This window comes from Pseudomonas sp. Marseille-P9899, from assembly GCF_903166565.1.
In the GTDB taxonomy this organism is placed as follows: domain Bacteria; phylum Pseudomonadota; class Gammaproteobacteria; order Pseudomonadales; family Pseudomonadaceae; genus Aquipseudomonas; species Aquipseudomonas huaxiensis.
This window is the reverse complement of the sequence record NZ_CAESCG010000003.1, coordinates 863,665-889,026: the sequence shown is the minus strand read 5'-3', so window position 1 is coordinate 889,026 and position 25,362 is coordinate 863,665. Positions and strand designations below refer to the sequence as shown.

The 25,362-nt window shown below is 63.4% G+C and carries 28 protein-coding genes; 18 read left to right on the top strand and 10 right to left on the bottom strand.

Going from position 1 to position 25,362, the window contains the following annotated elements; all coding sequences use genetic code 11:
• Positions 1-265 precede the first annotated feature (265 nt).
• The gene (locus HWV67_RS19805; protein WP_095155474.1) at positions 266-493 is read left to right on the top strand and encodes a YheU family protein; all 228 of its coding nucleotides are present in this window, start codon (positions 266-268) and stop codon (positions 491-493) included.
• 9 nt (positions 494-502) lie between these two features.
• Here HWV67_RS19805 and csrA read toward each other — a convergent pair whose 3' ends face one another.
• The 3 genes from csrA to HWV67_RS19790 form a co-directional block, all read right to left on the bottom strand.
• Complete coding sequence (csrA, locus tag HWV67_RS19800; protein WP_175652456.1) at positions 503-688, bottom strand: carbon storage regulator CsrA; 186 nt, start codon at positions 686-688, stop codon at positions 503-505.
• A gap of 129 nt (positions 689-817) precedes the next feature.
• Positions 818-1,153, bottom strand: a complete 336-nt coding sequence (locus tag HWV67_RS19795) for a YnfA family protein (protein ID WP_095155472.1) — start codon at positions 1,151-1,153, stop codon at positions 818-820.
• Positions 1,154-1,201: 48 nt separating this feature from the next.
• Positions 1,202-2,017 carry an SDR family oxidoreductase gene (locus tag HWV67_RS19790; RefSeq protein WP_095155471.1) on the bottom strand — a complete coding sequence of 272 codons (816 nt, stop codon included), beginning with the start codon at positions 2,015-2,017 and terminating at the stop codon, positions 1,202-1,204.
• 225 nt (positions 2,018-2,242) lie between these two features.
• Here HWV67_RS19790 and HWV67_RS19785 point away from each other — a divergent pair, with 225 nt between their 5' ends.
• Positions 2,243-2,401: a DUF3309 family protein gene (locus HWV67_RS19785; RefSeq protein WP_175652484.1), complete on the top strand. Its 159-nt coding sequence runs from the start codon at positions 2,243-2,245 to the stop codon at positions 2,399-2,401.
• Positions 2,402-2,473: 72 nt separating this feature from the next.
• On the opposite strand, the gene HWV67_RS19780 is transcribed toward HWV67_RS19785, so the two are convergent.
• The 3 genes from HWV67_RS19780 to HWV67_RS19770 all read right to left on the bottom strand — a co-directional run bounded on the left by HWV67_RS19780 (position 2,474) and on the right by HWV67_RS19770 (position 5,480).
• Positions 2,474-4,132: a cation acetate symporter gene (locus HWV67_RS19780; RefSeq protein WP_095155469.1), complete on the bottom strand. Its 1,659-nt coding sequence runs from the start codon at positions 4,130-4,132 to the stop codon at positions 2,474-2,476.
• Positions 4,129-4,440 carry a DUF485 domain-containing protein gene (locus HWV67_RS19775; RefSeq protein WP_095155468.1) on the bottom strand — a complete coding sequence of 104 codons (312 nt, stop codon included), beginning with the start codon at positions 4,438-4,440 and terminating at the stop codon, positions 4,129-4,131. The genes HWV67_RS19780 and HWV67_RS19775 overlap by 4 nt, the downstream gene beginning before the upstream one ends.
• 191 nt (positions 4,441-4,631) lie before the next feature.
• Positions 4,632-5,480, bottom strand: coding sequence for a glycine betaine ABC transporter substrate-binding protein (locus tag HWV67_RS19770; RefSeq protein WP_175652455.1), 849 nt, complete (start codon positions 5,478-5,480; stop codon positions 4,632-4,634).
• Between the two features lie 328 nt (positions 5,481-5,808).
• Here HWV67_RS19770 and HWV67_RS19765 point away from each other — a divergent pair, with 328 nt between their 5' ends.
• Positions 5,809-7,356, top strand: a complete 1,548-nt coding sequence (locus HWV67_RS19765) for a glycoside hydrolase family 17 protein (protein ID WP_175652454.1) — start codon at positions 5,809-5,811, stop codon at positions 7,354-7,356.
• Positions 7,357-7,425: 69 nt separating this feature from the next.
• Here HWV67_RS19765 and HWV67_RS19760 read toward each other — a convergent pair whose 3' ends face one another.
• A complete protein-coding gene (locus HWV67_RS19760; RefSeq protein ID WP_175652453.1) occupies positions 7,426-7,788 on the bottom strand; it encodes a hypothetical protein in 363 nt (120 codons plus the stop codon).
• 245 nt (positions 7,789-8,033) lie between these two features.
• Here HWV67_RS19760 and HWV67_RS19755 point away from each other — a divergent pair, with 245 nt between their 5' ends.
• Positions 8,034-9,332, top strand: coding sequence for a serine/threonine protein kinase (locus tag HWV67_RS19755; protein ID WP_175652452.1), 1,299 nt, complete (start codon positions 8,034-8,036; stop codon positions 9,330-9,332).
• Positions 9,325-10,110, top strand: coding sequence for an MlaA family lipoprotein (locus HWV67_RS19750; RefSeq protein ID WP_175652451.1), 786 nt, complete (start codon positions 9,325-9,327; stop codon positions 10,108-10,110). The genes HWV67_RS19755 and HWV67_RS19750 overlap by 8 nt, the downstream gene beginning before the upstream one ends.
• 4 nt (positions 10,111-10,114) lie before the next feature.
• Here the strand turns inward: HWV67_RS19750 and HWV67_RS19745 are convergent, their stop codons facing one another.
• Together HWV67_RS19745 and HWV67_RS19740 are read right to left on the bottom strand one after the other, a co-directional pair.
• Entirely contained in the window at positions 10,115-11,281 is a 1,167-nt protein-coding gene (locus tag HWV67_RS19745) for a patatin-like phospholipase family protein (protein ID WP_175652450.1), read from the bottom strand.
• Between the two features lie 33 nt (positions 11,282-11,314).
• On the bottom strand, positions 11,315-12,241 hold the full coding sequence (locus HWV67_RS19740) for a lipid A biosynthesis lauroyl acyltransferase (RefSeq protein WP_095155462.1): 927 nt from the start codon (positions 12,239-12,241) through the stop codon (positions 11,315-11,317).
• A 121-nt stretch (positions 12,242-12,362) separates the two neighbouring features.
• Between HWV67_RS19740 and minC the strand changes: the two genes are divergently transcribed.
• The 7 genes from minC to HWV67_RS19705 all read left to right on the top strand — a co-directional run bounded on the left by minC (position 12,363) and on the right by HWV67_RS19705 (position 18,991).
• Positions 12,363-13,115 carry a septum site-determining protein MinC gene (gene minC, locus HWV67_RS19735; RefSeq protein WP_095155461.1) on the top strand — a complete coding sequence of 251 codons (753 nt, stop codon included), beginning with the start codon at positions 12,363-12,365 and terminating at the stop codon, positions 13,113-13,115.
• Positions 13,116-13,216: 101 nt separating this feature from the next.
• Positions 13,217-14,029 (top strand): septum site-determining protein MinD, encoded by an 813-nt coding sequence (gene minD, locus HWV67_RS19730; RefSeq protein ID WP_095155460.1) that lies wholly within the window; start codon positions 13,217-13,219, stop codon positions 14,027-14,029.
• A gap of 3 nt (positions 14,030-14,032) precedes the next feature.
• Entirely contained in the window at positions 14,033-14,287 is a 255-nt protein-coding gene (gene minE, locus HWV67_RS19725; RefSeq protein ID WP_095155459.1) for a cell division topological specificity factor MinE, read from the top strand.
• A gap of 95 nt (positions 14,288-14,382) precedes the next feature.
• Positions 14,383-15,018, top strand: coding sequence for an RluA family pseudouridine synthase (locus tag HWV67_RS19720; protein WP_110969207.1), 636 nt, complete (start codon positions 14,383-14,385; stop codon positions 15,016-15,018).
• A gap of 165 nt (positions 15,019-15,183) precedes the next feature.
• Positions 15,184-16,473 carry a M18 family aminopeptidase gene (locus HWV67_RS19715; protein WP_095155457.1) on the top strand — a complete coding sequence of 430 codons (1,290 nt, stop codon included), beginning with the start codon at positions 15,184-15,186 and terminating at the stop codon, positions 16,471-16,473.
• Between the two features lie 146 nt (positions 16,474-16,619).
• Positions 16,620-16,784, top strand: a complete 165-nt coding sequence (locus HWV67_RS19710) for a hypothetical protein (RefSeq protein ID WP_175652449.1) — start codon at positions 16,620-16,622, stop codon at positions 16,782-16,784.
• A 47-nt stretch (positions 16,785-16,831) separates the two neighbouring features.
• Positions 16,832-18,991, top strand: coding sequence for a mechanosensitive ion channel family protein (locus tag HWV67_RS19705; protein WP_175652448.1), 2,160 nt, complete (start codon positions 16,832-16,834; stop codon positions 18,989-18,991).
• Here HWV67_RS19705 and HWV67_RS19700 read toward each other — a convergent pair.
• The gene (locus HWV67_RS19700; protein WP_095155456.1) at positions 18,988-19,701 is read right to left on the bottom strand and encodes a UTRA domain-containing protein; all 714 of its coding nucleotides are present in this window, start codon (positions 19,699-19,701) and stop codon (positions 18,988-18,990) included. The two genes, HWV67_RS19705 and HWV67_RS19700, sit on opposite strands and share 4 nt — an antisense overlap.
• A 348-nt stretch (positions 19,702-20,049) precedes the next feature.
• Between HWV67_RS19700 and HWV67_RS19695 the strand changes: the two genes are divergently transcribed.
• The 6 genes from HWV67_RS19695 (at position 20,050) to HWV67_RS19670 (ending at position 25,358) form a co-directional block, all read left to right on the top strand.
• Positions 20,050-21,114, top strand: coding sequence for an ABC transporter substrate-binding protein (locus tag HWV67_RS19695; RefSeq protein WP_175652447.1), 1,065 nt, complete (start codon positions 20,050-20,052; stop codon positions 21,112-21,114).
• Between the two features lie 146 nt (positions 21,115-21,260).
• The gene (locus HWV67_RS19690; RefSeq protein ID WP_175652446.1) at positions 21,261-22,067 is read left to right on the top strand and encodes an alkaline phosphatase family protein; all 807 of its coding nucleotides are present in this window, start codon (positions 21,261-21,263) and stop codon (positions 22,065-22,067) included.
• Positions 22,064-22,906 carry an ABC transporter permease gene (locus HWV67_RS19685; protein WP_095155453.1) on the top strand — a complete coding sequence of 281 codons (843 nt, stop codon included), beginning with the start codon at positions 22,064-22,066 and terminating at the stop codon, positions 22,904-22,906. Before HWV67_RS19690 ends, HWV67_RS19685 begins: the two co-directional genes overlap by 4 nt.
• Positions 22,893-23,690, top strand: coding sequence for an ABC transporter permease (locus tag HWV67_RS19680; RefSeq protein WP_095155452.1), 798 nt, complete (start codon positions 22,893-22,895; stop codon positions 23,688-23,690). The genes HWV67_RS19685 and HWV67_RS19680 overlap by 14 nt, the downstream gene beginning before the upstream one ends.
• A gap of 1 nt (position 23,691) precedes the next feature.
• Positions 23,692-24,681, top strand: coding sequence for an ABC transporter ATP-binding protein (locus HWV67_RS19675; protein ID WP_175652445.1), 990 nt, complete (start codon positions 23,692-23,694; stop codon positions 24,679-24,681).
• Positions 24,682-24,704: 23 nt separating this feature from the next.
• The gene (locus HWV67_RS19670) at positions 24,705-25,358 is read left to right on the top strand and encodes an HAD family hydrolase (protein WP_110969203.1); all 654 of its coding nucleotides are present in this window, start codon (positions 24,705-24,707) and stop codon (positions 25,356-25,358) included.
• The last annotated feature ends 4 nt before the right edge of the window (positions 25,359-25,362 follow it).

The window sequence follows — 25,362 nt, the reverse complement described above, 5'->3', positions numbered from 1 at the left end:
CCTGCACGAGGTGGCTTTCTATGTTCGGTGTTTCTTTCGACCTCAGGACGCCTGAATGCGAGATCCAGGCCAGCCAGAAACAAGGTGCTGGATGGATTTAGGGCCGCTTTGCGGCCCTTCGCGGATGAATCCGCTCCCACGGGATTGCAGGTGACCGACGCTTTGAGCTGCCCTGCGAGATATGTAGATACCCATGCAGCGATGAGGCCCGAAAGATCAAACACGGGTAGCATGTGCCATCCCCCTCCCCCAAGGCCCGCTCCAGATGCTGATCCCCTACGACCAACTCGAAGCCGAGACCCTGACCCGCCTGATCGAGGATTTCGTCACCCGCGAAGGCACCGACAACGGCGACGACACCCCGCTGGAAACCCGCGTACTGCGGGTTCGCCAGGCGCTGGCCAAGGGTCAGGCATTCATCCTCTTCGACCTCGAAAGCCAGCAGTGCCAGTTGCTGGCCAAGCACGATGTGCCCAAGGAACTGCTCGACTGAGCCGACGGCTCAACTGGCCGCCTCCTTTTCCAGTCGCTCGGCCAGGCGCTTGTAGATCTCCGCGCGATGAATCTCGACATCACGCGGCGCGCTGATACCGAAACGCACGGTCCCGCCGTCCACGGCCAGTACCTTGAGCTTGATGTCGTCGCCGATGTTGATGACCTCGCCTATTTCACGTCCTATAACCAACATTCCCGAATCCTCCATTTCAAGGTGAATTCGGAGACTGGCTGTCGGGGTAGTCCGCTTCAATGGTCTGATCTTGAAAGAGAGATGGCCTACGCGACTAACGGAAATGCCCTACACATTCTTCCCACAAGATCAGCCCGCACTGTGGAACCTCGGTCCCAGCAGGATCACCGTCGCACCCGCCACGCAGAGCAATCCGCCGATCCAGTCGCTGCCCAGCGGCCGGCCGCGCTCCACCAGCGCCAGCCAGAGCAATGAAGTGACGATGTAGATTCCGCCATAGGCGGCATAGGCACGCCCGGCGTAAGCCGACTCGACACGGGTCAGCAGCAGGGCGAAGAGGGTCAGGCTGAGCAGCGCCGGGGCGATCCACCAGGCGCTCTTGCCCAGGCGCAACCACATGTAGAAGGCGTAGCAACCGGCGATCTCGAACACCGCCGCGAGGAAGAACAACAGGTAATTGACCACAGGTATCCCCAATGCTGGCAAAGCGCCGAGGATACCCGATGCCGCCGCTCAGGATTGCGGCTGGCGGCCTTTGGCGCGCATTTTTTCCGCCATGCTCGCCATTTCGTCGTAGAGCGCCTGCGGGTTGTGCTGCTTGAGCTGCCAGGCCATCCGGCCCTGCTCGTGCGGCAGGATCATGAACTGGCCGCGGGCGACCTGCTGGTAGATGTACTCGGCGATATCGGTGGCGCTGATCGGCGAGCTTTCCAGCAGCTTGCCGACCTGGGCCTTCATCGCCGGCGTCGGGCCACGGAAGGAGTCCAGCAGGTTGGTCTGGAAGAACGACGGGCAGACCACATGCACCGCCACGTCGAGTTGCCGCAGTTCCACCAGCAGACTCTCGGACAGCGCCACCACGCCGGCCTTGGCGACGTTGTAGTTGCTCATCGCCGGGCCCTGCATCAGCGCGGCCATGGAAGCGATATTGATGATCCGCCCCTTGCTGCGCTCCAGCAGCGGCAAGAACGCCTTGCAGCCCTTGACCACGCCCATGAGGTTGATTGCGATCTGCCAATCCCAGTCCTCCAGCGACAGTTCGGCGAAGAAACCGCCCGAGGCCACGCCGGCGTTGTTGACGATCACATCAATGCCGTCGAAGTGCTCTTCGCAGGCCTGGGCCAGGGCGATCAACTGGCTGTAGTCACGGACATCGCAACGCTGGATGAAGCCGCTGCCGCCGGCCTCGCGGACCAGGGCCAGGGTCTGTTTGAGGCCTTCCTCGCTGACATCGCTCAATGCCAGTCGCCAGCCCTCGCGGGCCCAGCGCAGGGCAATTTCACGACCCAGTCCGGATCCCGCGCCAGTGATCATCATGCGGTTCTGCATAGCCAGCTGCCTTGTGTGCTTGACGGTGAAGGCCAGTGTAGCGAAGGCCCTGCGCCGGCCCACGCGGTATCAGGTTGCTGAATGGCACGGGCAAAAAAAGGCGTGGATTGCGGGGCTCTACAAGAGGAAGAAAGTGAGGTTGATTAAACTTTTCCCTCACGGCAGGAGTCGCAATTACAAGCGGGCCTGAAAGACAGGTCTGCCCATCCGACCGAAACCAGAGGAATCGTCATGGGCACAATTCTAATCATCATCCTGATCCTGCTGCTGATCGGTGGCCTGCCGGTATTCCCGCACTCCAGAAGCTGGGGCTACGGACCATCGGGCATCATCGGTACCGTGCTGATCGTCCTGTTGATACTGCTCTTGCTCGGCTACATATGACCCGCGCCTGACCCGCCTCCTGCAGGCAAAAAAAAGACAGCCCGAGGGCTGTCTTTTTCATTGCCGGGTCGATCAGTGCGAAACCGCACCGCTGGCGCCCAGGCCGGTCTGCGAACGGACGAACTGCGGGAAGAACAGTGCGCGTTCTTCGTCAGCCGCCTTGGACTTGTCGGTGATCGAGAAGAACCAGATACCCACGAACGCAATCAGCATGGAGAACAGCGCCGGGTACTCGTACGGGTAGATCGGTTTCTCGTGGTGCAGGATCTGCACCCAGATGGTCGGGCCAAGCACCATCAGGGCCACAGCGCTGATCAGCCCCATCCAGCCGCCGATCATGGCGCCACGGGTGGTCAGTTTCTTCCAGTACATCGAGAGCAGCAGTACCGGGAAGTTGCAGCTGGCAGCGATGGAGAACGCCAGGCCCACCATGAAGGCGATGTTCTGGCTTTCGAAGAGGATACCCAGGCCGATGGCCAGCACTGCCAGGGCAATGGTGGTGATCTTCGACACACGGATTTCGTCTTTATCGTTGACTTTGCCTTTGCGCCATACGCTGGCGTACAGGTCGTGGGACACCGCCGAAGCGCCTGCCAGGGTCAGACCGGCAACCACCGCCAGGATGGTGGCGAAGGCCACTGCCGAGATGAAGCCGAGGAAGATGCTGCCGCCAACGGCGTTGGCCAGGTGCACCGCCGCCATGTTGTTACCGCCCAGCAAAGCACCAGCAGCGTCCTTGAAGGCCGGGTTGGTGCTGACCAGCAGGATCGCGCCGAAGCCGATGATGAAGGTCAGGATGTAGAAGTAGCCGATGAAGCCAGTAGCGTAGAACACCGATTTGCGAGCTTCTTTAGCGTCGCTCACGGTGAAGAAGCGCATCAGGATGTGTGGCAGGCCAGCAGTACCGAACATCAGCGCCAGACCCAGCGAGAACGCGGAGATCGGATCTTTCACCAGACCGCCAGGGCTCATGATCGCTTCACCTTTAGGGTGAACGGCGATGGCCTGGGAGAACAGCTCGCTGAAGTTGAAGTTGACGTGCTTCATCACCATCAGCGCCATGAAGCTGGCACCGGAGAGCAGCAGCACTGCCTTGATGATCTGTACCCAGGTGGTCGCCAGCATGCCGCCGAACAACACGTACAGGCACATCAGGATACCGACCAGGATGACCGCAACGTGGTAGTCCAGACCGAACAGCAGCTGGATCAGCTTGCCGGCACCAACCATCTGCGCGATCAGGTAGAACGCCACCACCACCAGCGAGCCGGAGGCCGACAGGGTGCGGATTTCTTTCTGGCCGAGGCGATAGGACGCCACGTCAGCAAAGGTGTATTTACCCAGGTTGCGCAGGCGTTCGGCGATCAGGAAGAGGATGATCGGCCAGCCGACGAGGAAGCCGATCGAGTAGATCAGGCCGTCGTAGCCGGAGGTGAATACCAGGGCGGAAATACCCAGGAAGGACGCCGCGGACATGTAGTCACCGGCAATGGCCAGACCGTTCTGGAAACCAGTGATCTTGCCGCCGGCAGCGTAGTAGTCGGACGCCGAGTTGTTCTTTTTCGAAGCCCAGTAGGTGATGCACAGGGTGGCGCCAACGAAGGCGACGAACATGAGGATCGCCGCAACGTTCAGCGGTTGTTTCTGTACCGCGCCGGTCAGGGCGTCGGCGGCCCAGACGGCGGGTGCGAACGCGCCGATGGCCAGGGTTGCCAGTAGACGCCGGATCATTGCTGAGCCTCCTTGAGGATTGCGTTGTTCAGCTCATCGAATTCACCGTTGGCGCGACGCACATAGATACCGGTGAGGATGAAGGCCGAAAGGATCAGTCCCACGCCCAGGGGAATGCCCCAGGTAATCGAAGAGTCAGGGCTGATCTTGGTGCCCAGCAGTTGGGGACCATAGGCAATCAGAAGGATGAAAGCAGAATAAAGGCCGAGCATGATTGCCGAGAGAATCCAGGCGAATCGTTCACGTTTTGAAACCAGCTCCTTGAACCGCGGGCTGTTTTGTATCGATAGGTAAATGCTGTCGTTCATTGTTTTTGTCCTCGCAGCACAGATTAGATAGAACGACTCCACTTTATGCTGCCTATGAACGCACTCCAGACGACCTTAGTCTTAGATGTAAAAGTCTTTTGCAAAGACGGTAAAGGTCCACAAACAAAAGGGCCGCCCACCGGATAAACCGGGGGCGGCCCTGGAAGGCTCAGGATAGAGGCATCAAGCCATTATTTGCCGACCCACTCGGCAACGCGTTCCGGGTGCTTGGCTACCCAGTCCTTGGCGGCGGCATCGGCCTTGGCGCCTTCTTGAATGGCCAACATGACCTCGCCAATTTCGTCTTTCGACTGCCAGGAGAACCTCTTCAGGAACTCCGCAACTTCCGGCGCCTTGGTCGCCAGTTCCTTGCTGCCGATGCTGTTGACGGTTTCGGCGGCGCCATAAACGCCCTTGGGGTCTTCGAGGAAGCGCAGTTTCCACTTGGCGAACATCCAGTGCGGCACCCAGCCGGTGACCGCGATGGACTGCTGCTTGGCATAGGCGCGGCCCAGTTCCGCGGTCATCGCTGCGCCGGAGCTGGCCTGCAGTTTGTAGCCGGTGAGGTCGTAGTCCTTGATCGCCTGATCGGTCTTGAGCATCACGCCGGAACCGGCGTCGATGCCGACGATTTTCTTCTTGAAGCTGTCATCGGTCTTGAGGTCGGCGACCGACTGCGCCTTGACGTATTCCGGCACGATCAAGCCGATCTTGGCGTCCTTGAAGTTGGGACCGTAGTCGACGACGTTGTCCTTGTTCTTCGTCCAGTATTCGCCGTGGGTGACGGGCAGCCAGGCCGAGAGCATGGCGTCGAGTTTGCCGGTGGCGACGCCCTGCCACATGATCCCGGTTGCCACGGGCATGAGCTTCACGTCATAGCCCAGTTTCTGTTTGATGACCTCTGCGGCCACATGGGTGGTTGCCACACTGTCGGACCAGCCATCGACGTAGCCGATGCTCACTTCCTTGGCCATCGCCGTCACGGCGCTCATTGCCAATACCAGGGCGGTGCCCGCCCCCAGGAGTCGTCGCATTTTCATCAAAGCTTCCCCTTGTCACGTCACGGATGTCATGCGTCCGACGCCGGTCGGAGCACGTCTTGTTCTGGTGCACGGCGCCCCCATCACGCCTCACTGCCTGGACCGAGAGAGCATCAGCGGAGTACTGATGCGCCCATCATCAACCCCGGCTCGTGGCGGACCTGCTCTGTCAGCGACCTCGAAACATCGAGAAACGACACCAGTTTGCCAGCACCGCCAGCAATCCCGGGGCCCTCGCTAAAGCCCGCCCGAACTTTGCATGCCAAAGGCAAAACCTCCGGTGTTTACGGGTAGTATTGGCGGCTTTGTTGCCTCACCGGATCGCTCCATGTCCTCGACTGCCCGCTTTGCGCTGCCACCTTATCTCTTCGCCTGCCTGCTCGGCCTGTTCGCCCTCGCCGGCCTCTGGTACGGGCTCGGCAAGCCGGTGGTGCTGCCGGATGCCGCCAGCGCCACGCACAAATTGCAGTGCGCCTCCTACACCCCGTTCGACAAGGACCAGTCGCCCTTCGACCAGCCCTTCACCCTGCGCCCGGAACGCATCGACGCCGACCTCGCGCTGCTGTCGAAACGCTTCGAATGCATCCGCACCTATTCCATGACCGGCCTCGAAGGCATCCCCGATATCGCCCGCAAGTACGGGCTGAAGGTGATGCTCGGGGCCTGGGTCAACGGCAATCCGGTGGATACCGAAAAGGAGATCAAGTCGCTGATCGCCTCGGCCAACGCCAACCAGGACGTGGTCCGCGCGGTGATCGTCGGCAACGAAACGCTGCTGCGCAAAGAGATCACTGGCGACCGCCTTGCCGAATTGATCGGCCGGGTGAAAAGCCAGGTCCAGGTGCCGGTGACCTACGCCGATGTCTGGGAGTTCTGGCTGCAGCACCCGCAGATCGCCCCGGCGGTGGACTTCCTCACCATCCACCTGCTGCCCTACTGGGAAGATGATCCACGCGGGATCGACGACGCCCTGGCGCATGTCGGCGAGATCCGCCAGGTGTTCGGCAACCGCTTCGCGCCCAAGGACATCCTGATCGGTGAAACCGGCTGGCCCAGCGAAGGCCGCCAGCGCGAAACCGCGGTGCCGAGCCGGGTCAACGAAGCACGCTTCATTCGTGGTTTCGTCGCCATGGCGGAAAAGAATGGCTGGCACTACAACCTGATCGAAGCCTTCGACCAACCGTGGAAGCGCGCCAGCGAAGGCGCGGTGGGCGGTTACTGGGGCTTGTACGACGCCGATCGCCACGACAAGGGCGTACTCGAAGGCCCGGTGAGCAACCTGGCGTTCTGGCCGCAGTGGCTGGCCGCCAGCGTCGCGCTGTTTCTCGCCACCCTGGTGCTGGCCGGCCCGGTCCGCAGCACCCGCAACGCCCTGGCCCTGCCGCTGCTGGCAGCGATCGGTGCCGCCAGCATCGGCCTGTGGGGCGAACTGGCGCGGACCAACAGCCGCTTCTTCGGCGAATGGTTGTGGGTGGTGCTGCTGGTGGGGCTCAACCTGATCGTACTGGCCCATGGCGCGCTCGCCCTGGCATCGCGCAGTGGCTGGCGCGAGCGAACCTTCGCCTGGCTGGAAGCCCGTGCGGGCTGGTGGGTACTGGCGGCGGGCTTTGCCGCGGCGGTGAGCATGCTGGCGCTGGTGTTCGATCCGCGCTATCGCAGCTTCCCGAGTGCGGCGTTCGTGTTGCCGGCACTGGTTTATCTGCTGCGTCCGGTGAAGGTGGCGCGGGCTGAAGTAGCGCTGTTGACCTTGATCGTCGGTGCCGGGATCGGACCGCAGTTGTATCGCGAAGGATTGGCAAGCCTGCAGGCCTGGGGCTGGGCGGTGGTCAGTGTGTTGATGGTCGCTGCGTTGTGGCGCTGTCTGAAAACTCGATAGCTCTCAGGGGCCTCATCGCTGCGGTTCGGCAGCGATGAGGCCCTCAAATGCCCTGTCAAAGGGCGCGGCTCATCTGGCCCGACGAACCAACCTCAACCCCGCCAGCACCACCGCAAACACCGCGATACTCGCGGTGTACAACACCAGCGCCGGAATCCCCGCCACCAGTGCCAGCACCGCCAGCCAGCGCCCGGCCCGGTGCGCCACGACCGTCCCCACCAGCGCCAGCCCCAACGCCAGCCACGCCAGAATCCGGAAGTGAATGGTCAGGCCCAGCGTCGAGCGAACCTGGCACTCCCACACCTGCACCTGCGCCGAGCAGATCCCCACCCACTGCGGATCCTCCATGAACCCGTAGCGAACCCCATAACTGGCGGCCAGCCACAACGGCACGAACAGCAACAAGGCGATAAGTGGCAAACGCTGAGACATGGTGACTCCAAAATCAGAAAAATCGGCGCCCAGCATAATCCTCCAGGCGGTCTGCGCAAGGCGAAAGCGCCAGCCTCGACTACTTTTAACGCCAGGATAAATGGAACCAATTGTTGCAGAGTCCAAGGCCATCACGGCAACATCCGGGACGACAAATACCGTGGCACCAGGCAACTTTGCCGGTAACACGGATGTCCTAGGCTGGACTACGCACCACGCTTTCGTGCCTTTTCTGGGGATCCGTCATGTTTCGACCACTGCGCCTCGCTGCCCTGCTGGGCGGCCTACTGTTGAGTGCGGCCGCGTCGGCAGCGGACATTGATGCCGCCACCTACGGCTATCCGCTGACCAACCCCTTCGAGGCGACCATCGCCACCACGCCGCCGGACCTGCGCCCGGAACTGCCCACCGACGATGACATCACCCAGTCCGACTACGACCTCAACCTGCGCCCGGAACGCGCCTTCACCCTGCCGGACAATTTCTGGCCGGTGAAGAAGCTGCGCTATCGCCTGGCCCGCCAGGACCACGAAGCGCCGCTGATTTTCCTGATTGCCGGCACCGGCGCACGCTACAACGCCAGCATCAACGAATACCTCAAGCGCCTTTATTACAAGGCCGGCTACCACGTGGTGCAGTTGTCCTCGCCGACCAGCTTCGACTTCATCAGCGCCGCGTCGCGCTTCGCCACCCCGGGGGTGAGCACCGAGGACGCCGAAGACCTGTACCGGGTGATGCAAGCCGTGCGCGCCCAGCACCCGCGGCTGCCGATCAAGGAGTTCTACCTCAGCGGCTACAGTCTCGGCGCGCTGGACGCCGCATTCGTCAGCCCCCTGGACGAACCCCGGCGCAGCTTCAACTTCAAGCGCGTGCTGCTGCTCAACCCGCCGGTGAACCTCTACACCTCCATCAGCAACCTCGACCGCCTGGTGCAGACCGAGGTCAAGGGCGTCACCAGCCACACCACCTTCTATGAACTGGTGCTCAACAAGCTGACCCGCTACTTCCAGCAGAAGGGCTACATCGACCTCAACGACGCCCTGCTCTACGACTTCCAGCAGTCGCGCCAGCACCTCTCCAATGAACAGATGGCCATGCTGATCGGCACCTCGTTCCGCTTCTCCGCGGCCGATATCGCCTTTACCTCGGACCTGATCAACCGCCGCGGCCTGATCATCCCGCCGAAATTCCCGATCACCGAAGGCAGCAGCCTCACGCCGTTCTTCAAGCGTGCGCTGCAATGCGATTTCGACTGCTACCTGACCGAGCAAGTGATCCCGATGTGGCGCGCCCGCACCGACGGCGGCAGCCTGCTGCAACTGATCGACCAGGTGAGCCTCTACGCCCTGCAGGACTACCTGAGCAAAACGCCGAAGATCGCCGTGATGCACAACGCCGATGACCTGATCCTCGGGCCAGGCGACATCGGTTTCCTGCGCAAGACCTTCGGCGACCGACTCACCCTGTACCCCCATGGCGGCCATTGCGGCAACCTCAACTACCGCGTCAACAGCGACGACATGCTGGAGTTCTTCCGTGGTTAAACGCCTGCTGATCACCGCCCTGCTGCTATCCGCCGGCACGGCGTTCGCCGACGAACCTGCGCCCGCAGCCAGCGTCGTCGACGCCGACGGCTTCACCGAGCCGCTCAAGGAACTGAAATTCAACCCAGGCCTGGACCAGCGCGAATTCGAACGCTCGACGCTCAACGCGTTGGCCGTCTACGACCCGCTGGAGTCCTGGAACCGCCGGGTCTATCACTTCAACTACCGCTTCGACGAGTGGGTGTTCCTGCCGGTGGTCAATGGCTACCGCTACGTCACCCCGCAGTTCGTGCGCAGCGGCGTGAGCAACTTCTTCAGCAACATCGGCGACGTGCCGAACCTGCTCAACAGCCTGTTGCAGTTCAAGGGCAAGCGCTCGCTGGACATCACCGCACGGCTGCTGGTCAACACCACCATCGGTGTTTTCGGCCTGTGGGACCCTGCAACCATGATGGGCGTACCGAAACAGAACGAAGACTTCGGCCAGACCCTGGGTTTTTATGGCGTGCCGGACGGCCCGTACCTGATGCTGCCGATCCTTGGCCCGTCCAACCTGCGCGACACCGGCGGGCTGGTGGTGGACTACAGCGCCGAGAACCAGATCAACTTCCTCAACGTTGCCGAAGTCAGCAGCGACCACCCCGAACTGTGGGTGCTGCGCGCCATCGACCGGCGCTACACCACCGCGTTCCGCTATGGCCAGATGAATTCGCCGTTCGAGTACGAGAAGGTGCGCTACGTCTACACCGAGGCGCGGCACCTGCAAATCGCGGAGTGAGGGTTCAGGCGTGAACGGGCGGCAAGCCGAGGAAGGCGCATAGCTGATCGCGCTTGGCTAGCGCATCGCGCCGTCCGAGTTCGATCAGCTCGCTGCAATAACCAGCTTCGAACAGCAGGTAACTGAGCACCCCCGCCCCGCTGGTCTTGGTCGCACCCGGCCCGCGCAAGAACAGACGCAGCGCCGCCGGCAATTCGCGGCGGTGACGCGCGGCAATCTCGTCCAGCGGCTGGCTGGGCGCTACCACCAGCACTTCCACCGGCTCCAGTCCGAGCCGGCGCGGATGCGCCTGCTCCGGCACCAGGTGACTCAGATGATTGAGCCGCTGCAACAATTCCAGGTCGTCTTCCAGGCTATCGATGAACGTGCTGTTGAGCAGGTGCCCCCCGATCTGCGCCAGGCTCGGCGGCTGGCCGCTGTAGATGCGCTGCACCGGCTCGCTCGCCGAAGGGCCGCGCGGGTTGCCGCTGACCCCGACCACCAGGATGCGGCTCGCGCCCAGGTGCAACGCCGGACTGATCGGCGCTGACTGACGCACCGCGCCATCGCCGTAATACTCATGGCCCAGCTTGACCGGCGCGAACAGCAGCGGGATCGCCGAGCTGGCCAGCAGGTGCTCGACGCTCAAGCGGGTCGGCACGCCGATACGCCGGTGACGCAACCAGGGATCGATCGCGCCACGGCCCTGATAGAAAGTCACGGCCTGCCCCGACTCATAACCGAACGCGGTCACCGCAACCGCGCGCAGACACTGCTGCTCGATGGCGTGACCGATGCCCCTCAAGTCGAGATGTTCGTTGAGCAGCCCGCGCAAGGGCGAACTGTCGAGCAGCGCCACCGGAACCTGCCGGCCAAGTCCGAGCAGGCTGTGGCCGACGAAACGGCTGGCCTGGCGCATCACGCCGGGCCAATCGCTGCGCAGCACCTGATGGCTGCGAAAACCTTGCCAGAAGCTGGTCAGACGCCGGATCGCTTCGGCGAAATGCAGGGCGCCACTGGCCAGGGTCACCGCATTGATGGCACCGGCGGAAGTGCCGACGATGACCGGGAACGGGTTGGATGCCCCTTGCGGCAGCAGATCGGCGATCCCCGCCAGCACCCCGACCTGATAGGCGGCGCGGGCGCCACCACCGGAAAGGATCAGGCCGGTGACCGGTTCTGCTGCTGCCATGCTCATGCTCCCTGAGATAAATGTGCGCCGCGCTTAACGCCGATACAGCTTCGGCTCTCCTGGCGGGCGCGACTTGAAGCGCCGATGCGCCCACAGGTACTGCTCCGGGCAGGCCCGCAGCGCCTGCTCGATCCACTGGTTGATGCGCAGGCAGTCGGCCTCTTCGGTTTCTCCGGGGAAGTCTGCAAGCGGCGGGTGAATCACCAGCCGGTAACCACTGCCGTCGGCCAGGCGCTCCTGGGTGAACGGAATCACCCGGGCCCGGCCCAGACGGGCGAATTTGGTGGTGGCGGTCACGGTCGCCGCCTGAATGCCGAACAGCGGCACGAACAGGCTTTGCTTGGCACCGTAATCCTGGTCCGGCGCGTACCAGATCGCCCGGCCGGCGCGCAGCAGCTTGAGCATGCCGCGCACATCCTCACGCTCCACCGCCAGCGAATCGAGGTTATGACGCTCGCGGCCGCGGCGCTGGATCAGGTCGAACAGCGGGTTCTTGTGCTCGCGGTACATGCCGTCGATGGTGTGGACCTGGCCCAGCAGCGCCGCGCCAATCTCCAGGGTGGTGAAATGCAGGGCCATGAGGATGGCGCCCTGGCCATCACGCTGCGCGGCCTGCAAATGTTCCAGCCCCTCGATATGCGCCAGGCGCGCCAGCCGGGCCTTTGGCCACCACCAGCTCATGGCCATTTCGAAGAAGGCGATGCCGGTGGACGCGAAGTTTTCCTTTAACAGGCGCTTGCGTTCGACGGACGGCAGTTCCGGGAAGCACAGTTCCAGGTTGCGCGCCGCAATCGCCCGACGGGCACCGGCCACGCGGTACATCAAAGCCCCGAGGACACGACCGATGCCCAGCAAAACCGGGTACGGAAGCTGGACGATCAGCCAGAGCAGCCCGAGCCCCAGCCACAGCGGCCAGAAACGCGGGTGCAGGAAATAAGGACGAAAACGCGGGCGATCCATTCAAGATTCCGGAAAGAAAAAGGCCGGGCATTCTACAACGGTTCGGCGCGGGTTGCGGCTAACCGGCGTTCTCGTTATAAGTCTGGGCACTTTTTTCGCAACAAGGCGCCTCGACGCAGACATGAGCCAGACCCCGACGCCCGACCAAGCCCCCGTGTTCCAGCTCAAGGGCAGCATGCTCGCCATCACGGTGCTGGAGCTTGCCCGGAACAACCTCGAAGGACTCGACCGGCAACTGGCGGCCAAGGTGGCCCAGGCGCCGAATTTCTTCAGCAACACCCCGCTGGTGCTGGCGCTGGACAAGCTGCCGCCCGGCGAAGGCGCGGTGGACCTGCCGGGGCTGATGCGGGTCTGCCGCCAGCACGGGCTGCGCACGCTGGCGATCCGCGCCAGTCGCATCGAGGACATCGCCGCCGCCATCGCCATCGACCTGCCGGTGCTGCCACCGTCCGGCGCCCGCGAGCGGCCGGTGGAGCCGGAAGTCGAGGTGGTGAAGAAGCCCGAACCGGCCCCGGCACCGCCTCCACCGCCCGAACCGACCGTCCGCCCGACCAAGATCATCACCTCGCCTGTACGCGGCGGCCAACAGATCTATGCTCAAGGTGGCGATCTGGTAGTGATATCGGCGGTCAGCCCCGGCGCGGAACTTCTCGCCGATGGCAACATCCATGTGTACGGGCCAATGCGGGGGCGTGCACTGGCAGGTATCAAGGGCAATACCAAGGCGCGGATTTTCTGCCAGCAGATGACCGCCGAACTGGTCTCCATCGCCGGGCAATACAAGGTCTCCGAAGACCTGCGCCGTGACCCTCTGTGGGGTGCCGGCGTGCAGGTCAGCCTGTCCGGTGACGTGTTGAACATCACCCGCCTTTAACGGATACTGCCGCCATTTTCCGCGCAACTTAGTCAGATGTTGCCGTTTTTTGTATTTTGGGACCGATCGTCCTTTTTCATCATTTTTAGGGGTGATACACCTTGGCCAAGATTCTCGTGGTTACTTCCGGCAAGGGTGGTGTGGGCAAAACCACCACCAGTGCCGCCATCGGTACCGGTCTCGCGCTGCGCGGCCACAAGACAGTGATCGTCGACTTCGACGTCGGCCTGCGTAACCTCGACCTGATCATGGGCTGCGAACGCCGCGTGGTGTACGACTTCGTCAACGTGGTCAACGGCGAAGCCAACCTGCAGCAAGCCCTGATCAAGGACAAGCGCCTGGAAAACCTGTACGTGCTGGCCGCCAGCCAGACCCGTGACAAGGACGCGCTGACCGTCGAAGGCGTCGAAAAGGTCCTGATGGAACTGAAGGAAAACTTCGAATACGTGGTCTGCGACTCCCCGGCCGGTATCGAGAAGGGCGCGCACCTGGCAATGTACTTCGCCGACGAAGCCATCGTCGTGACCAACCCTGAAGTGTCCTCGGTACGTGACTCGGACCGCATGCTGGGCCTCCTGGCCAGCAAATCGCGCCGCGCCGAGCGCAACGAAGACCCGATCAAGGAACACCTGCTGATCACCCGTTACCACCCCGAGCGCGTCAGCAAGGGCGAGATGCTTGGCGTCGAAGACGTCAAGGAGATCCTCTCGGTCGCCCTGCTCGGTGTCATTCCCGAATCCCAGGCCGTGCTCAAGGCCTCCAACCAAGGCGTCCCGGTCATCCTCGACGACCAGAGCGATGCCGGCCAGGCGTACAGCGACACTGTCGACCGCCTGTTGGGCAAAACCGTGGAACACCGGTTCCTCGATGTACAGAAGAAGGGATTCTTCGAGCGCCTGTTTGGAGGCAACTGAACCATGAACCTTTTTGACTTCTTTCGTGCCAACAAAAAGCAGAGCTCCGCGTCGGTTGCGAAAGAGCGTCTACAGATCATCGTGGCGCACGAGCGCGGTCAGCGCAGTACCCCGGACTACCTGCCAGCCCTGCAAAAGGAACTGGTCGAAGTGATCCGCAAGTACGTCAACATCGGCAACGATGATGTGCAGGTCGCTCTGGAGAACCAGGGCAGCTGCTCGATCCTGGAACTGAACATCACCCTGCCCGAGCGCTGATAGCGTCTGCGGGTAACCTGCCACGGCGACGGCCGGGCCCGGGCTGCGCAAGCCCGGGTTCGACCGTCGCCGTTGGCGTTTGCAGAGAACACGCAATGCCGCTGTCCAACGTTCACATCCTGCACGAGGATGACGCCATCCTGGTGATCAACAAACCGACCCTGTTGCTCTCGGTGCCCGGCCGGGCCGACGACAACAAGGACTGCCTGATCACCCGCCTGCAGGAAAACGGCTATCCCGACGCCCTGATCGTCCACCGCCTGGACTGGGAAACCTCGGGGATCATCCTCCTCGCCCGCGACGCCGACAGCCACCGCGAGCTGTCGCGGCAGTTCCACGACCGCGAAACCGAGAAGGCCTACACCGCACTGTGCTGGGGCCAGCCGGAGCGTGACAGCGGCAGCATCGACCTGCCGCTGCGCTACGACCCGCCGACCAAGCCGCGCCACGTGGTCGACCACGAGCAAGGCAAGCATGCCCTGACCTTCTGGCGTATCGTCGAGCGCTGCGGCGATCACTGCCGGGTCGAGCTGACGCCGATCACCGGCCGCTCGCACCAACTGCGCGTGCACATGCTGTCGATCGGGCATCCGCTGCTGGGTGACCGCCTGTACGCCAACCCCGAAGCCCTGGCCGCCCATGAACGGCTGTGCCTGCACGCCAGCATGCTGAGCTTCACCCACCCGGTGACGGGTGAGCGCCTGAAGTTCGAGTGCCCGGCGCCGTTTTAAGCCGCTCACGCCCCCTGTAGGAGCGAGCTTGCTCGCGAAGGACTGCGCAGCAGTCCCCCAGGGCCGCAATGCGGCCCTTCGCACGCTGGCTCGCCCCCACAAAAACCCGCGTCAGCCCTCGACCATCTGCGTTAAACTCGCGCCCACTGCTGTCTGGAGTGACTTATGCGCGACGCCCTGAACCAAGGCCTGATTGATTTCCTCAAAGCCTCCCCCACGCCCTTCCATGCCACCGCCAGCCTGGCCCAGCGCCTCGACGCCGCCGGCTACCAGCGCCTGGACGAGCGCGACAGTTGGGCCACGGTGCCCGGCGGTCGCTACTACCTGACCCGCAACGACTCTTCGATCATCGCCTTCAAGCTCGGCCGCCATTCGCCGCTGCTCGACGGCATCCGCCTGGTCGGCGCCCACACCGACAGCCCGTGCCTGCGGGTCAAGCCACAGCCGGAGCTGCAACGCCACGGCTTCTGGCAACTGGGCGTGGAAGTCTACGGCGGCGCCCTGCTCGCGCCCTGGTTTGACCGCGACCTGTCGCTGGCCGGCCGCGTCACCTTCCGCCGCGACGGCAAGGTGGAAAGCCAACTGGTGGACTTCAAGCTGCCGATCGCCGTGATCCCCAACCTGGCGATCCACCTCAATCGCACCGCCAACGAAGGCTGGGCGATCAATCCGCAACTGGAACTGCCGCCGATCCTGGCCCAGGTCGCCGGTGACGAACGCGTCGACTTCCGCGCCCTGCTCACCGAGCAACTGGCCCGCGAACACGGCCTCAACGCCGACGTGGTGCTGGATTACGAACTGAGCTTCTACGACACCCAGGACGCCGCATTGATCGGCCTGCACGGCGAGTTCATCGCCGGCGCGCGGCTGGACAACCTGCTCTCCTGCTACGCCGGCCTGCAGGCGCTGCTTAATGCCGACAGCGACGAAACCTGCGTGCTGGTCTGCACCGACCACGAAGAAGTCGGTTCGTGCTCGGCCTGCGGTGCCGACGGCCCGATGCTGGAGCAGACCCTGCGCCGCCTGTTGCCGGATGGCGACGAGTTCGTGCGCAGCATCCAGCGCTCGCTGCTGGTCTCGGCCGACAACGCCCACGGCGTGCACCCCAACTACGCCGACAAGCACGACGGCAACCACGGCCCGAAACTCAACGCCGGCCCGGTGATCAAGGTCAACAACAACCAGCGCTACGCCACCAACAGCGAAACCGCCGGTTTCTTCCGCCACCTGTGCATGGCCGAGGAAGTCCCGGTGCAGAGCTTCGTGGTCCGTAGCGACATGGGCTGCGGCTCGACCATCGGTCCGATCATCGCCAGCAACCTGGGCGTGCGCACCGTCGATATCGGCCTGCCGACCTTCGCCATGCACTCGATCCGCGAGCTGTGCGGCAGCCAGGACCTGGCGCATTTGGTCAAGGTACTGACCGCCTTCTACCGCAGCCGCGAGCTGCCCTGAAATCGACGCGGGGCGCTCTGCCCCGCCGTTTTCCAAACCGCGCGGACGGCCCGTTTGCGCGGACTGTGACACCGGTCAAACCGCTCCCGCCGCTTTGCGCCTATGCTGATGCCTGACATTTCCCAGGAAAAAGAAGGATCTTGCGCATGTCCGCGTTTCAATCGATGTTCCTCCCGGTGCTCGCAGGCCTGATCCTGCTGACCATCGGCTTCAGCAAGCGTGAAAGCAATTCCGGGGTGCTGATGATGTGGCTGGGCATGCTTTCGATACTCGGCATCATGGTCTGGAAGATCCTCGAGAAACTCGCCTGACAAATGCTCTACACTGCGCCGATCACGTGTTTGAGGTTGATCGTACGGTGCCTGCCTTCCTGCGTTGTCTCGCCCTTTTCCTGTTGTTGTTCGGCGCCCTCGGCCCGGTGCATGCCGCCGGCCTGCCCAGCCTGCTCGGCGGTGGCAGCACAGCGCAGCCGCAAGCCAGCGAACCGCTGGGCAAGTCCCTCGATGAAATCATCACCACCCTGGAAAACGACCAGCAACGCACTCGCCTGCTCAACGACCTGAAGAAGCTTCGCGACAGCACCCGCAAAGCCCAGCCCGAGCCGGAACAGGGCGTGCTGGGACTGATCGGCAGCACCTTCGCCGAGCTGGAAAAGCAGTTCAGCGGCGAGGCCAGCCCGTTCAAGCGTTGGGCCGCGGAAATGGAGCTGGCGCAGATCGAACTGGTCGCGCTGCAAGTTCCGGTGCAGCAATGGCCGGCGATGTTCTTCGGTTTCATCGCCATCATCGCCTTGTGGAGCCTGCTGGCCTACGCGCTGAACTGGGTCGGTCACCAGGTGCGCCTGCGCTTCGGCCTGACCGAGGAACTGCCACAGCACCCGCGCACCTGGGACCTGGTGCGCTTCGCCCTGCGCAAGCTCGGCCCGTGGCTGGTCGCGCTGGTGATCACGGTCTACCTGAGCTTCGCCCTGCCTTCATCGCTGGGCAAATCCCTGGCCATGGTGCTGGCCTATGCGCTGGTGGTGGGCACCTGTTTCTCGGCCACCTGCGTGATCGCTTTCTCTCTGCTGGACGGCCCTCATCGCCACCGCGCCCTGCACATCCTGCGGCACCAGGCATTCCGCCCGTTGTGGCTGATCGGCAGCTTCGCCGCCTTTGGCGAGGCGATGAACGACCCACGTCTTTCGCTCGCCCTCGGCGGTCACCTGGCTCACGCGCTGGCGACCCTGGCCAATGTGCTGGCGGCCTTGTCGACGGCGCTGTTCATCCTGCGCTTCCGCCGCCCCATCGCCCACCTGATCCGCAACCAGCCACTGGCCCAGCGCCTCAAGCGCAAGGCGCTGAGTGACACCATCGAAATCCTCGGCAGCTTCTGGTTCCTGCCGGCGCTGGTGCTGGTGGGGATTTCCCTGTTTGCCACCTTCGTTTCCGCCGGCGATACCAGCACGGCGTTGCGCCAGTCGCTGATGTGCACCGTGCTGGTCATCCTGTGCATGGTGATCAACGGCCTGGTTCGCCGCCACGCGCTCAAGCCGCGTCGCGCCAACCGCCGCCAGGCGGTGTACACCGAGCGCCTGCGCAGCTTCGGCTACACCCTGGCACACATGATTATCTGGCTGCTGTTCATCGAACTCGGCCTGCGGGTCTGGGGCTTTTCGCTGATCGCCTTCGCCGAGGGCGACGGCCATGAAGTTGCGATGCGCCTGGTCGGGCTCGCCGGCACCCTGATTGCCGCGTGGCTGGTGTGGATCCTCGCCGACACCGCCGTGCACCACGCCCTCACCCGCTCGCGCAAGGGCCTGGCCAATGCCCGCGCGCAGACCATGATGCCGCTGATCCGCAACGTGCTGTTCGTGGCGATCTTCATCATTGCGCTGATCGTCGCCCTGGCGAACATGGGCATGAACGTCACCCCGCTGCTCGCCGGTGCCGGTGTCATCGGCCTGGCGATCGGCTTCGGCGCACAATCGCTGGTAGCCGACCTGATCACCGGGCTGTTCATCATCATCGAAGACTCCCTGGCCATCGACGACTACGTCGATGTCGGCGGCCACCTCGGCACCGTCGAAGGCCTGACCATCCGCACCGTGCGCCTGCGCGACATCGACGGCATCGTCCACACCATCCCGTTCAGCGAGATCAAGAGCATCAAGAACTACTCGCGTGAGTTCGGCTACGCGATCTTCCGCATCGCCATTCCCCACAGCATGAATATCGACCAGGCCATTACCCTGATCCGCGATGTCGGGCAGAAGATGCGCAACGACCCGCTGCAACGCCGCAACATCTGGTCGCCGCTGGAATTGCAGGGCGTGGAAAGTTTCGAATCCGGATCGGCGATCCTGCGGGCGCGGTTCAAGACCGCGCCGATCAAGCAGTGGGAAGTCTCGCGGGCCTTCAACCTGGCGCTCAAACGCCGCCTCGACGAAGCCGGGCTGGACCTCGCGACCCCGCGCCTGTCGGTGCAGGTACTCACCACACCGGGCAACACGCCGGCCACCGGCACTGAAAACGCTTAGCCGGCGTCGGCACGAATGCGGATCGCGTCGTGCCGCCAGTACTCCAAATCGCAGTCGATCAAGCGCCCCGCCTGGTCGCTGTTGACCCGGGTGATGTGCAAGCCAGCGCTGCCCGGCGTCACCTTCAGCGCCGAAGCCGCCGCCGCTGGCAAGGCTGTCGGCAATATTTCGAAACGCACCCGCCCGTAATGGATGTCGTAGTGCTGGGCGTAGATTTCGGTCAGTGACTGACCAAGGTCGTGCTCAAGGATGCCCGGAAAGTAATCCGGGTTCAGGTAATGCTCGGCATACAGCACTGCCCGCCCATCGATGCGCCGCAAACGGCAGATCTGGATAACGCTCGACAACGGCGGACGCTGTAGTCGCGCGCAGATTGCCGCCGCGGCCGGCAGCAAGCGGGCCGACAGCAGCTCGGTCGCCGGGGTGCGACCCTGGTCGCGGACCATGGCGTGGAAGTGGCTACGCTCGATCAAGTCGTAGGTCAGCCGCTGCGGCGCGACAAACCAGCCACGCCGCTCTTCGCGGTAAATCAGGCCTTGCGCCTCCAATTGCACCAGTGCCTCGCGCAGGGTGATGCGGGTGGTGTCGAACACTTCACTGAGCTTGCGTTCGGCCGGCAGCTTGCAGCCCGAGGCGAGCAAGCCGTGTTCGATCTGCTCCTGCAGGGCATGACAGATCGCTGTTACTGCGCGTGGCGGCAGTGCGTGCATCAACGGGTTCCTTTCTGGACTAGTCCAGCCTGCGCACAGCCCCATGACGGAGCAGCGACGCAATGCCGGACAACCTCTCAAGCCTAGGCAAAACAAATGAACAGTAGATGACAAGGCCGCCTGATGCTGGCTTGCGAACCCCGCAGAAAGCCTTGTCGGGCGGGGTTTTTCATCTGGTCTACGCTGTAACCCCAAGGTCAGTTGGCGGGCCTCGGGCTAGCGCCTCGACATCAAACTGTCATGCGAACTCCCTACCTTGGCTCAGGTATTGCTGACCTAGACCAACCGAACCGCAACGACGTCTTACCCCTTACACGTTTTGCAAGGCACCCCATTAAGGAGCTTCGGATGAAACAGCTTTTCCTGGCCTCTCTGTTAGGCGCGAGCATTGCCCTGTCCCACTCGGCCGTCGCCGCCGACACTGATCTCAAAGCCCTCGAAGATGCTGCCCGCAAGGAAGGCACCGTGAACAGCGTCGGCATGCCCGACGCCTGGGCCAACTGGAAAGGGACCTGGGCCGATCTGGCCAGCAAGTACGGTCTCAAGCACATGGACACCGACATGAGCTCGGCCCAGGAAGTGGCCAAGTTCGATGCCGAGAAAGACAACGCCAGCGCCGATATCGGTGACGTCGGCGCCGCCTTCGGCCCGATTGCCGTGAGCAAGGGCGTAACCCAGCCCTACAAGCCGAGCACCTGGGACCAGGTGCCTGACTGGGCCAAGGATAAGGACGGCCATTGGGCGCTGGCCTATACCGGCACCATCGCCTTCATCGTCAACAAGCAACTGGTGAAGGAAGCCGACATCCCGAAAACCTGGCATGACCTGGAAAAGGGCAAGTACAAGGTCGCCATTGGTGACGTCGGCACCGCCGCCCAGGCCGCCAACGGCGTGCTGGCCGCAGCCATCGCCTACAAGGGCGACGAGAAGAACATCGAGCCGGGCCTGCAACTGTTCACCAAGCTGGCCCAGCAGAAGCGCCTGTCGCTGGCCAACCCGACCATCCAGACGCTGGAGAAGGGTGAGATCGAAGTGGGCGTGGTCTGGGACTTCAACGGCCTGAGCTACCGCGAGCAGATCGATCCGAAGCGCTTCGAAGTGCTGATTCCGTCCGACGGCTCGGTGATTTCCGGCTACACCACCATCATCAACAAATACGCCAAGCACCCGAACGCCGCCAAGCTGACCCGCGAATACATCTTCAGCGATGCCGGCCAGACCAACCTGGCCATCGGTCACGCCCGGCCGATCCGCGCCGACCACCTGAAGCTGCCGGCTGAGGTTCAGGCCAAGCTGCTGCCGAACGAGCAATACCAGGCCGCGCAGCCGATCAAGGATGCCGCCGCGTGGGAAGCCACCTCGAAGGCCCTGCCGCAGAAGTGGCAGGAGCAGGTCATCATCGAGATGGAATAAGGCTTTAGGGGCCGCTTTGCGGCCCTTCGCGAGCAAGCTCGCTCCCACAGGAAACAGCGCAGGCTCTGCTCTTGTGGGAGCGAGCTTGCTCGCGAAGGACCGCAAAGCGGTCCCCATTCCACCTCGGCCCCGGAGTCAGCTTCCCAATGAACCACAACGTCATACTGGTCCTGCTCGACGGTCTCAATCACCAGGTCGCGCACCACGCCATGGGCCACCTGCACGCCTACGTCGAAGCAGACCGCGCCGCGCTGTACCGCCTCGAATGCGAGCTTCCGGCGCTGTCCCGCCCGCTCTACGAATGCATCCTCACCGGCGTGCCACCGATCGACAGCGGCATCGTGCACAACCAGGTGTCCCGCCTGTCCCGCGAACGCAGCATCTTCCACTACGCCCGCGATGCCGGCGTGGGGACCGCTGCGGCGGCCTATCACTGGGTCAGCGAGCTGTACAACCGCACGCCATTCGACCCGGTGCGCGATCGCCACACGAACGCACCCAAGCTGCCGATCCAGCACGGCCTGTTCTATTACGCCGACCACTACCCGGACTCGCACCTGTTCGCCGACGCCGAATACCTGCGGCGCAAGCATCAACCCGGCTTTCTCCTGGTGCACCCGATGAACATCGACGACGCCGGCCACCGCCATGGCCTCGACAGCAGCCAGTACCGCAACAGCGCACGCAGCGCCGATATTCTCCTGGCCGATTACCTCGGCACCTGGCTCGCCGAGGGCTATCAGGTACTGGTGACCGCCGACCACGGCATGAACAACGACCGCTCGCACAACGGCCTGCTGCCGGAAGAACGTGACGTGCCGCTGTTCGTGTTCGGAGACGGCTTCAGCCTCGACCCCAACGCCAAGCCCCTGCAAACCGAGCTGTGCGGAACCATCTGCGAGCTGCTCGGTGTAGTCCACGACAAACCGTTCTGCCGGGAGTTACTTTCGTGAATCCGCTGACCCGCGGCAAGTGGCTGGCGCTGCTGTGCCTGCTGCCCTTCGCAGTGTTCTTCATCATTTTCCAGATCGCCCCGCTGGCCTGGGTGGCGATCCACAGCCTGCAAGCCGAAAGCGGCTGGGGCCTGGACAACTTCAGCAAGATCTTCGCCTCGAAGTTCTACCGCCAGGCGATCCAGCACAGCCTGGAAATCAGCTTCTGGTCGAGCCTGTTCGGGATCGTCATCGCGGTGCTCGGCGCCTATTCGCTGCAGCGGGTGGACTCGCGCCTGCGCGATTTCGTCAACGCCTTCGCCAACATGACCAGCAACTTCTCCGGGGTACCGCTGGCCTTCGCCTTCATCATCCTGCTCGGCTTCAACGGCGCCCTGACCCTGGCGCTCAAGCAGGCCGGGCTGATCGAGGACTTCAACCTCTATTCCAAGACCGGGCTGATCATCCTCTATACCTACTTCCAGATTCCGCTCGGCGTGCTGCTGCTCTACCCGGCCTTCGATGCCCTGCGCGAAGACTGGCGCGAGTCCGCCGCGCTGCTCGGCGCCAACGCCTGGCAGTATTGGCGGCATATCGGCCTGCCAGTGCTGACCCCGGCGCTGCTGGGCACCTTCGTCATCCTCCTGGCCAACGCCCTCGGCGCCTACGCCACGGTGTACGCGCTGACCACCGGCAACTTCAACGTGCTGCCGATCCGCATCGCCGCGCTGGTGGCCGGTGATATTTCCCTCGACCCGAACCTGGCCAGTGCCCTGGCGATCATCCTCGTCGGGCTGATGAGCCTGGTGACTCTGGTCCATCAATGGCTGCTGAAGAGGAGCTACCATGTTGCGCGCTGAACCGGGGGCCAGCCGCCTCTACCACCGGCTGGTGGTCTGGGTGCTGTTCCTGATCCTGCTGTTGCCGCTGGCCGGGACCCTGCTGTATTCGCTGTCCACCAGTTGGTCGGCGAGCCTGCTGCCCAGCGGCCTGACCTTCAAATGGTATGTGGCGCTGTGGAGCGACCCGCGCTTCCTCACCGCCTTCGCCCAGTCGTTGCTGGTCTGCGTCGGCGCGCTGCTGCTGTCGGTGCTGCTGATCCTGCCGCTGCTGTTCGTGGTGCACTACCACTTCCCGCGGCTCGACGCGCTGATGAACATCCTCATCCTGCTGCCCTTCGCCGTGCCGCCGGTGGTGTCCTCGGTGGGGCTGCTGCAACTCTACGGCTCGGGGCCGATGGCCATGGTCGGTACGCCGTGGATTCTGATCGGCTGCTACTTCACCGTGGCCCTGCCGTTCATGTACCGGGCGATCACCAACAACCTCCAGGCGATCAACCTGCGCGACCTGATGGACGCCGCCCAACTGCTCGGTGCCAGCACCTGGCAGGCGGCGTTCCTGGTGGTGCTGCCGAACCTGCGCAAGGGCCTGATGGTGGCGCTGCTGCTGTCGTTCTCGTTCCTGTTCGGCGAGTTCGTCTTCGCCAACCTGCTGGTCGGCACTCGCTACGAGACCCTGCAGGTCTACCTCAACAACATGCGCAACAGCAGTGGCCACTTCAACAGTGCCCTGGTGATTTCCTACTTCCTCTTCGTACTGGTGCTGACCTGGGCAGCCAACCGCCTGAACAAGGACAAGACCTGATATGAGCTTCGTCAGCATCCAGAACCTGGAAAAGACCTACGCCGGCAGCCCGGTGTTCAAGGAGATCAACTTCGAGATCCAGCGCGGCGAGTTCATCACCCTGCTCGGCCCGTCCGGCTGTGGCAAATCCACCCTGCTGCGCTGCATCGCCGGGCTGACCCCGGTGGACAGCGGCAAGATCCTCCTCGACGGCCACGACCTGGTGCCGCAGAGCCCGCAGAAACGCGGGATCGGCATGGTGTTCCAGAGCTACGCGCTGTTCCCCAACATGACCGTGGCGCAGAACGTCGCCTTCGGCCTGCGCATGCAGAAGGTCAAGGGCGAGGACAGCCAGACCCGGGTCAACGAAGCGCTGCGCATGGTGGAGTTGCAGGACTTCGCCGGGCGCTACCCGCACCAGCTTTCCGGCGGCCAATGCCAGCGTGTGGCCCTGGCCCGCTCGCTGGTGACCCGGCCACGCCTGCTGCTGCTTGACGAGCCACTGTCGGCCCTCGACGCGCGCATCCGCAAACACTTGCGCGAACAGATCCGTCAGATCCAGCGCGAGCTGGGGCTGACCACGGTGTTCGTCACCCACGACCAGGAAGAAGCGCTGACCCTCTCCGACCGCATCTTCCTGATGAACCAGGGCAAGATCGTCCAGAGCGGCGACGCCGAAACCCTCTACACCGCGCCGGTGGACGCCTTTGCCGCCGGCTTCATCGGCAACTACAACCTGCTCGACGCCGACAGCGCCAGCCGCCTGCTGCAACGCCCGGTGACTGCCCGCCTGGCGATCCGCCCGGAAGCCATCGCGATCAGCCTCGACGGCGAACTGGACGGCCAGGTCCGCAGCCACAGCCTGCTGGGCAACATCATCCGCTACCGGGTCGAAGCCCGCGGCGTCGAGTTGCTGGTGGACGTGCTGAACCGCTCATCCGCGGATCTCTATCCGGACGGACAACGGGTATCCTTGTCGATCGATCCAACTGCCCTGCGCGAAGTCGCGTAGGGGATGCACGGGAGTTTTCTTGAATGGCTTTAGCGATCTTCGATCTCGACGAAACCCTGATCCACGGCGACTGCGCCTCGCTGTGGAGCGAGCAGATGGTCCGTCTGGGCTGGGTCGACGGCCCGTCTTTCCTGCGCCGCGACCATGAGTTGATGGAAGCCTACGGCAAGGGCCACCTGGCCATGGAAGACTACATGGCGTTCAGCCTGGAGCCCGTGGCCGGCCGCACGCCCGAGGAAGTCGAGCACCTGGTGGAACCCTGGGTCGAGGACTTCATCGAACCGATCATCTTCAGCGATGCCTGCCGCTGCATCGCCGAGCACCGACGCAAGGGCGACCGGATCCTGGTGATCTCCGCCTCGGGCACGCATCTGGTCGGGCCGATCGCGGCGCGGCTGGGCATCGACGAGTTTCTCGCGATCGAGCTGGAAGTGGTCAACGGCGTGTACAGCGGCAAGACCAGCGGCGTGCTCACCTACCGCGAAGGCAAGATCACTCGGCTGCTGGAATGGCTGGATCAGGAAGAAGAGAACCTGGAAGGGGCGAGTTTCTACTCGGATTCGCGCAATGACCTGCCGTTGTTACTGAAGGTGGATCATCCGCATGTGGTCAACCCGGACCCGGTGTTGCGCGAGCATGCAGAGAAGAATGGCTGGCCGGTGCTGGCCTGGAGCTGATTCG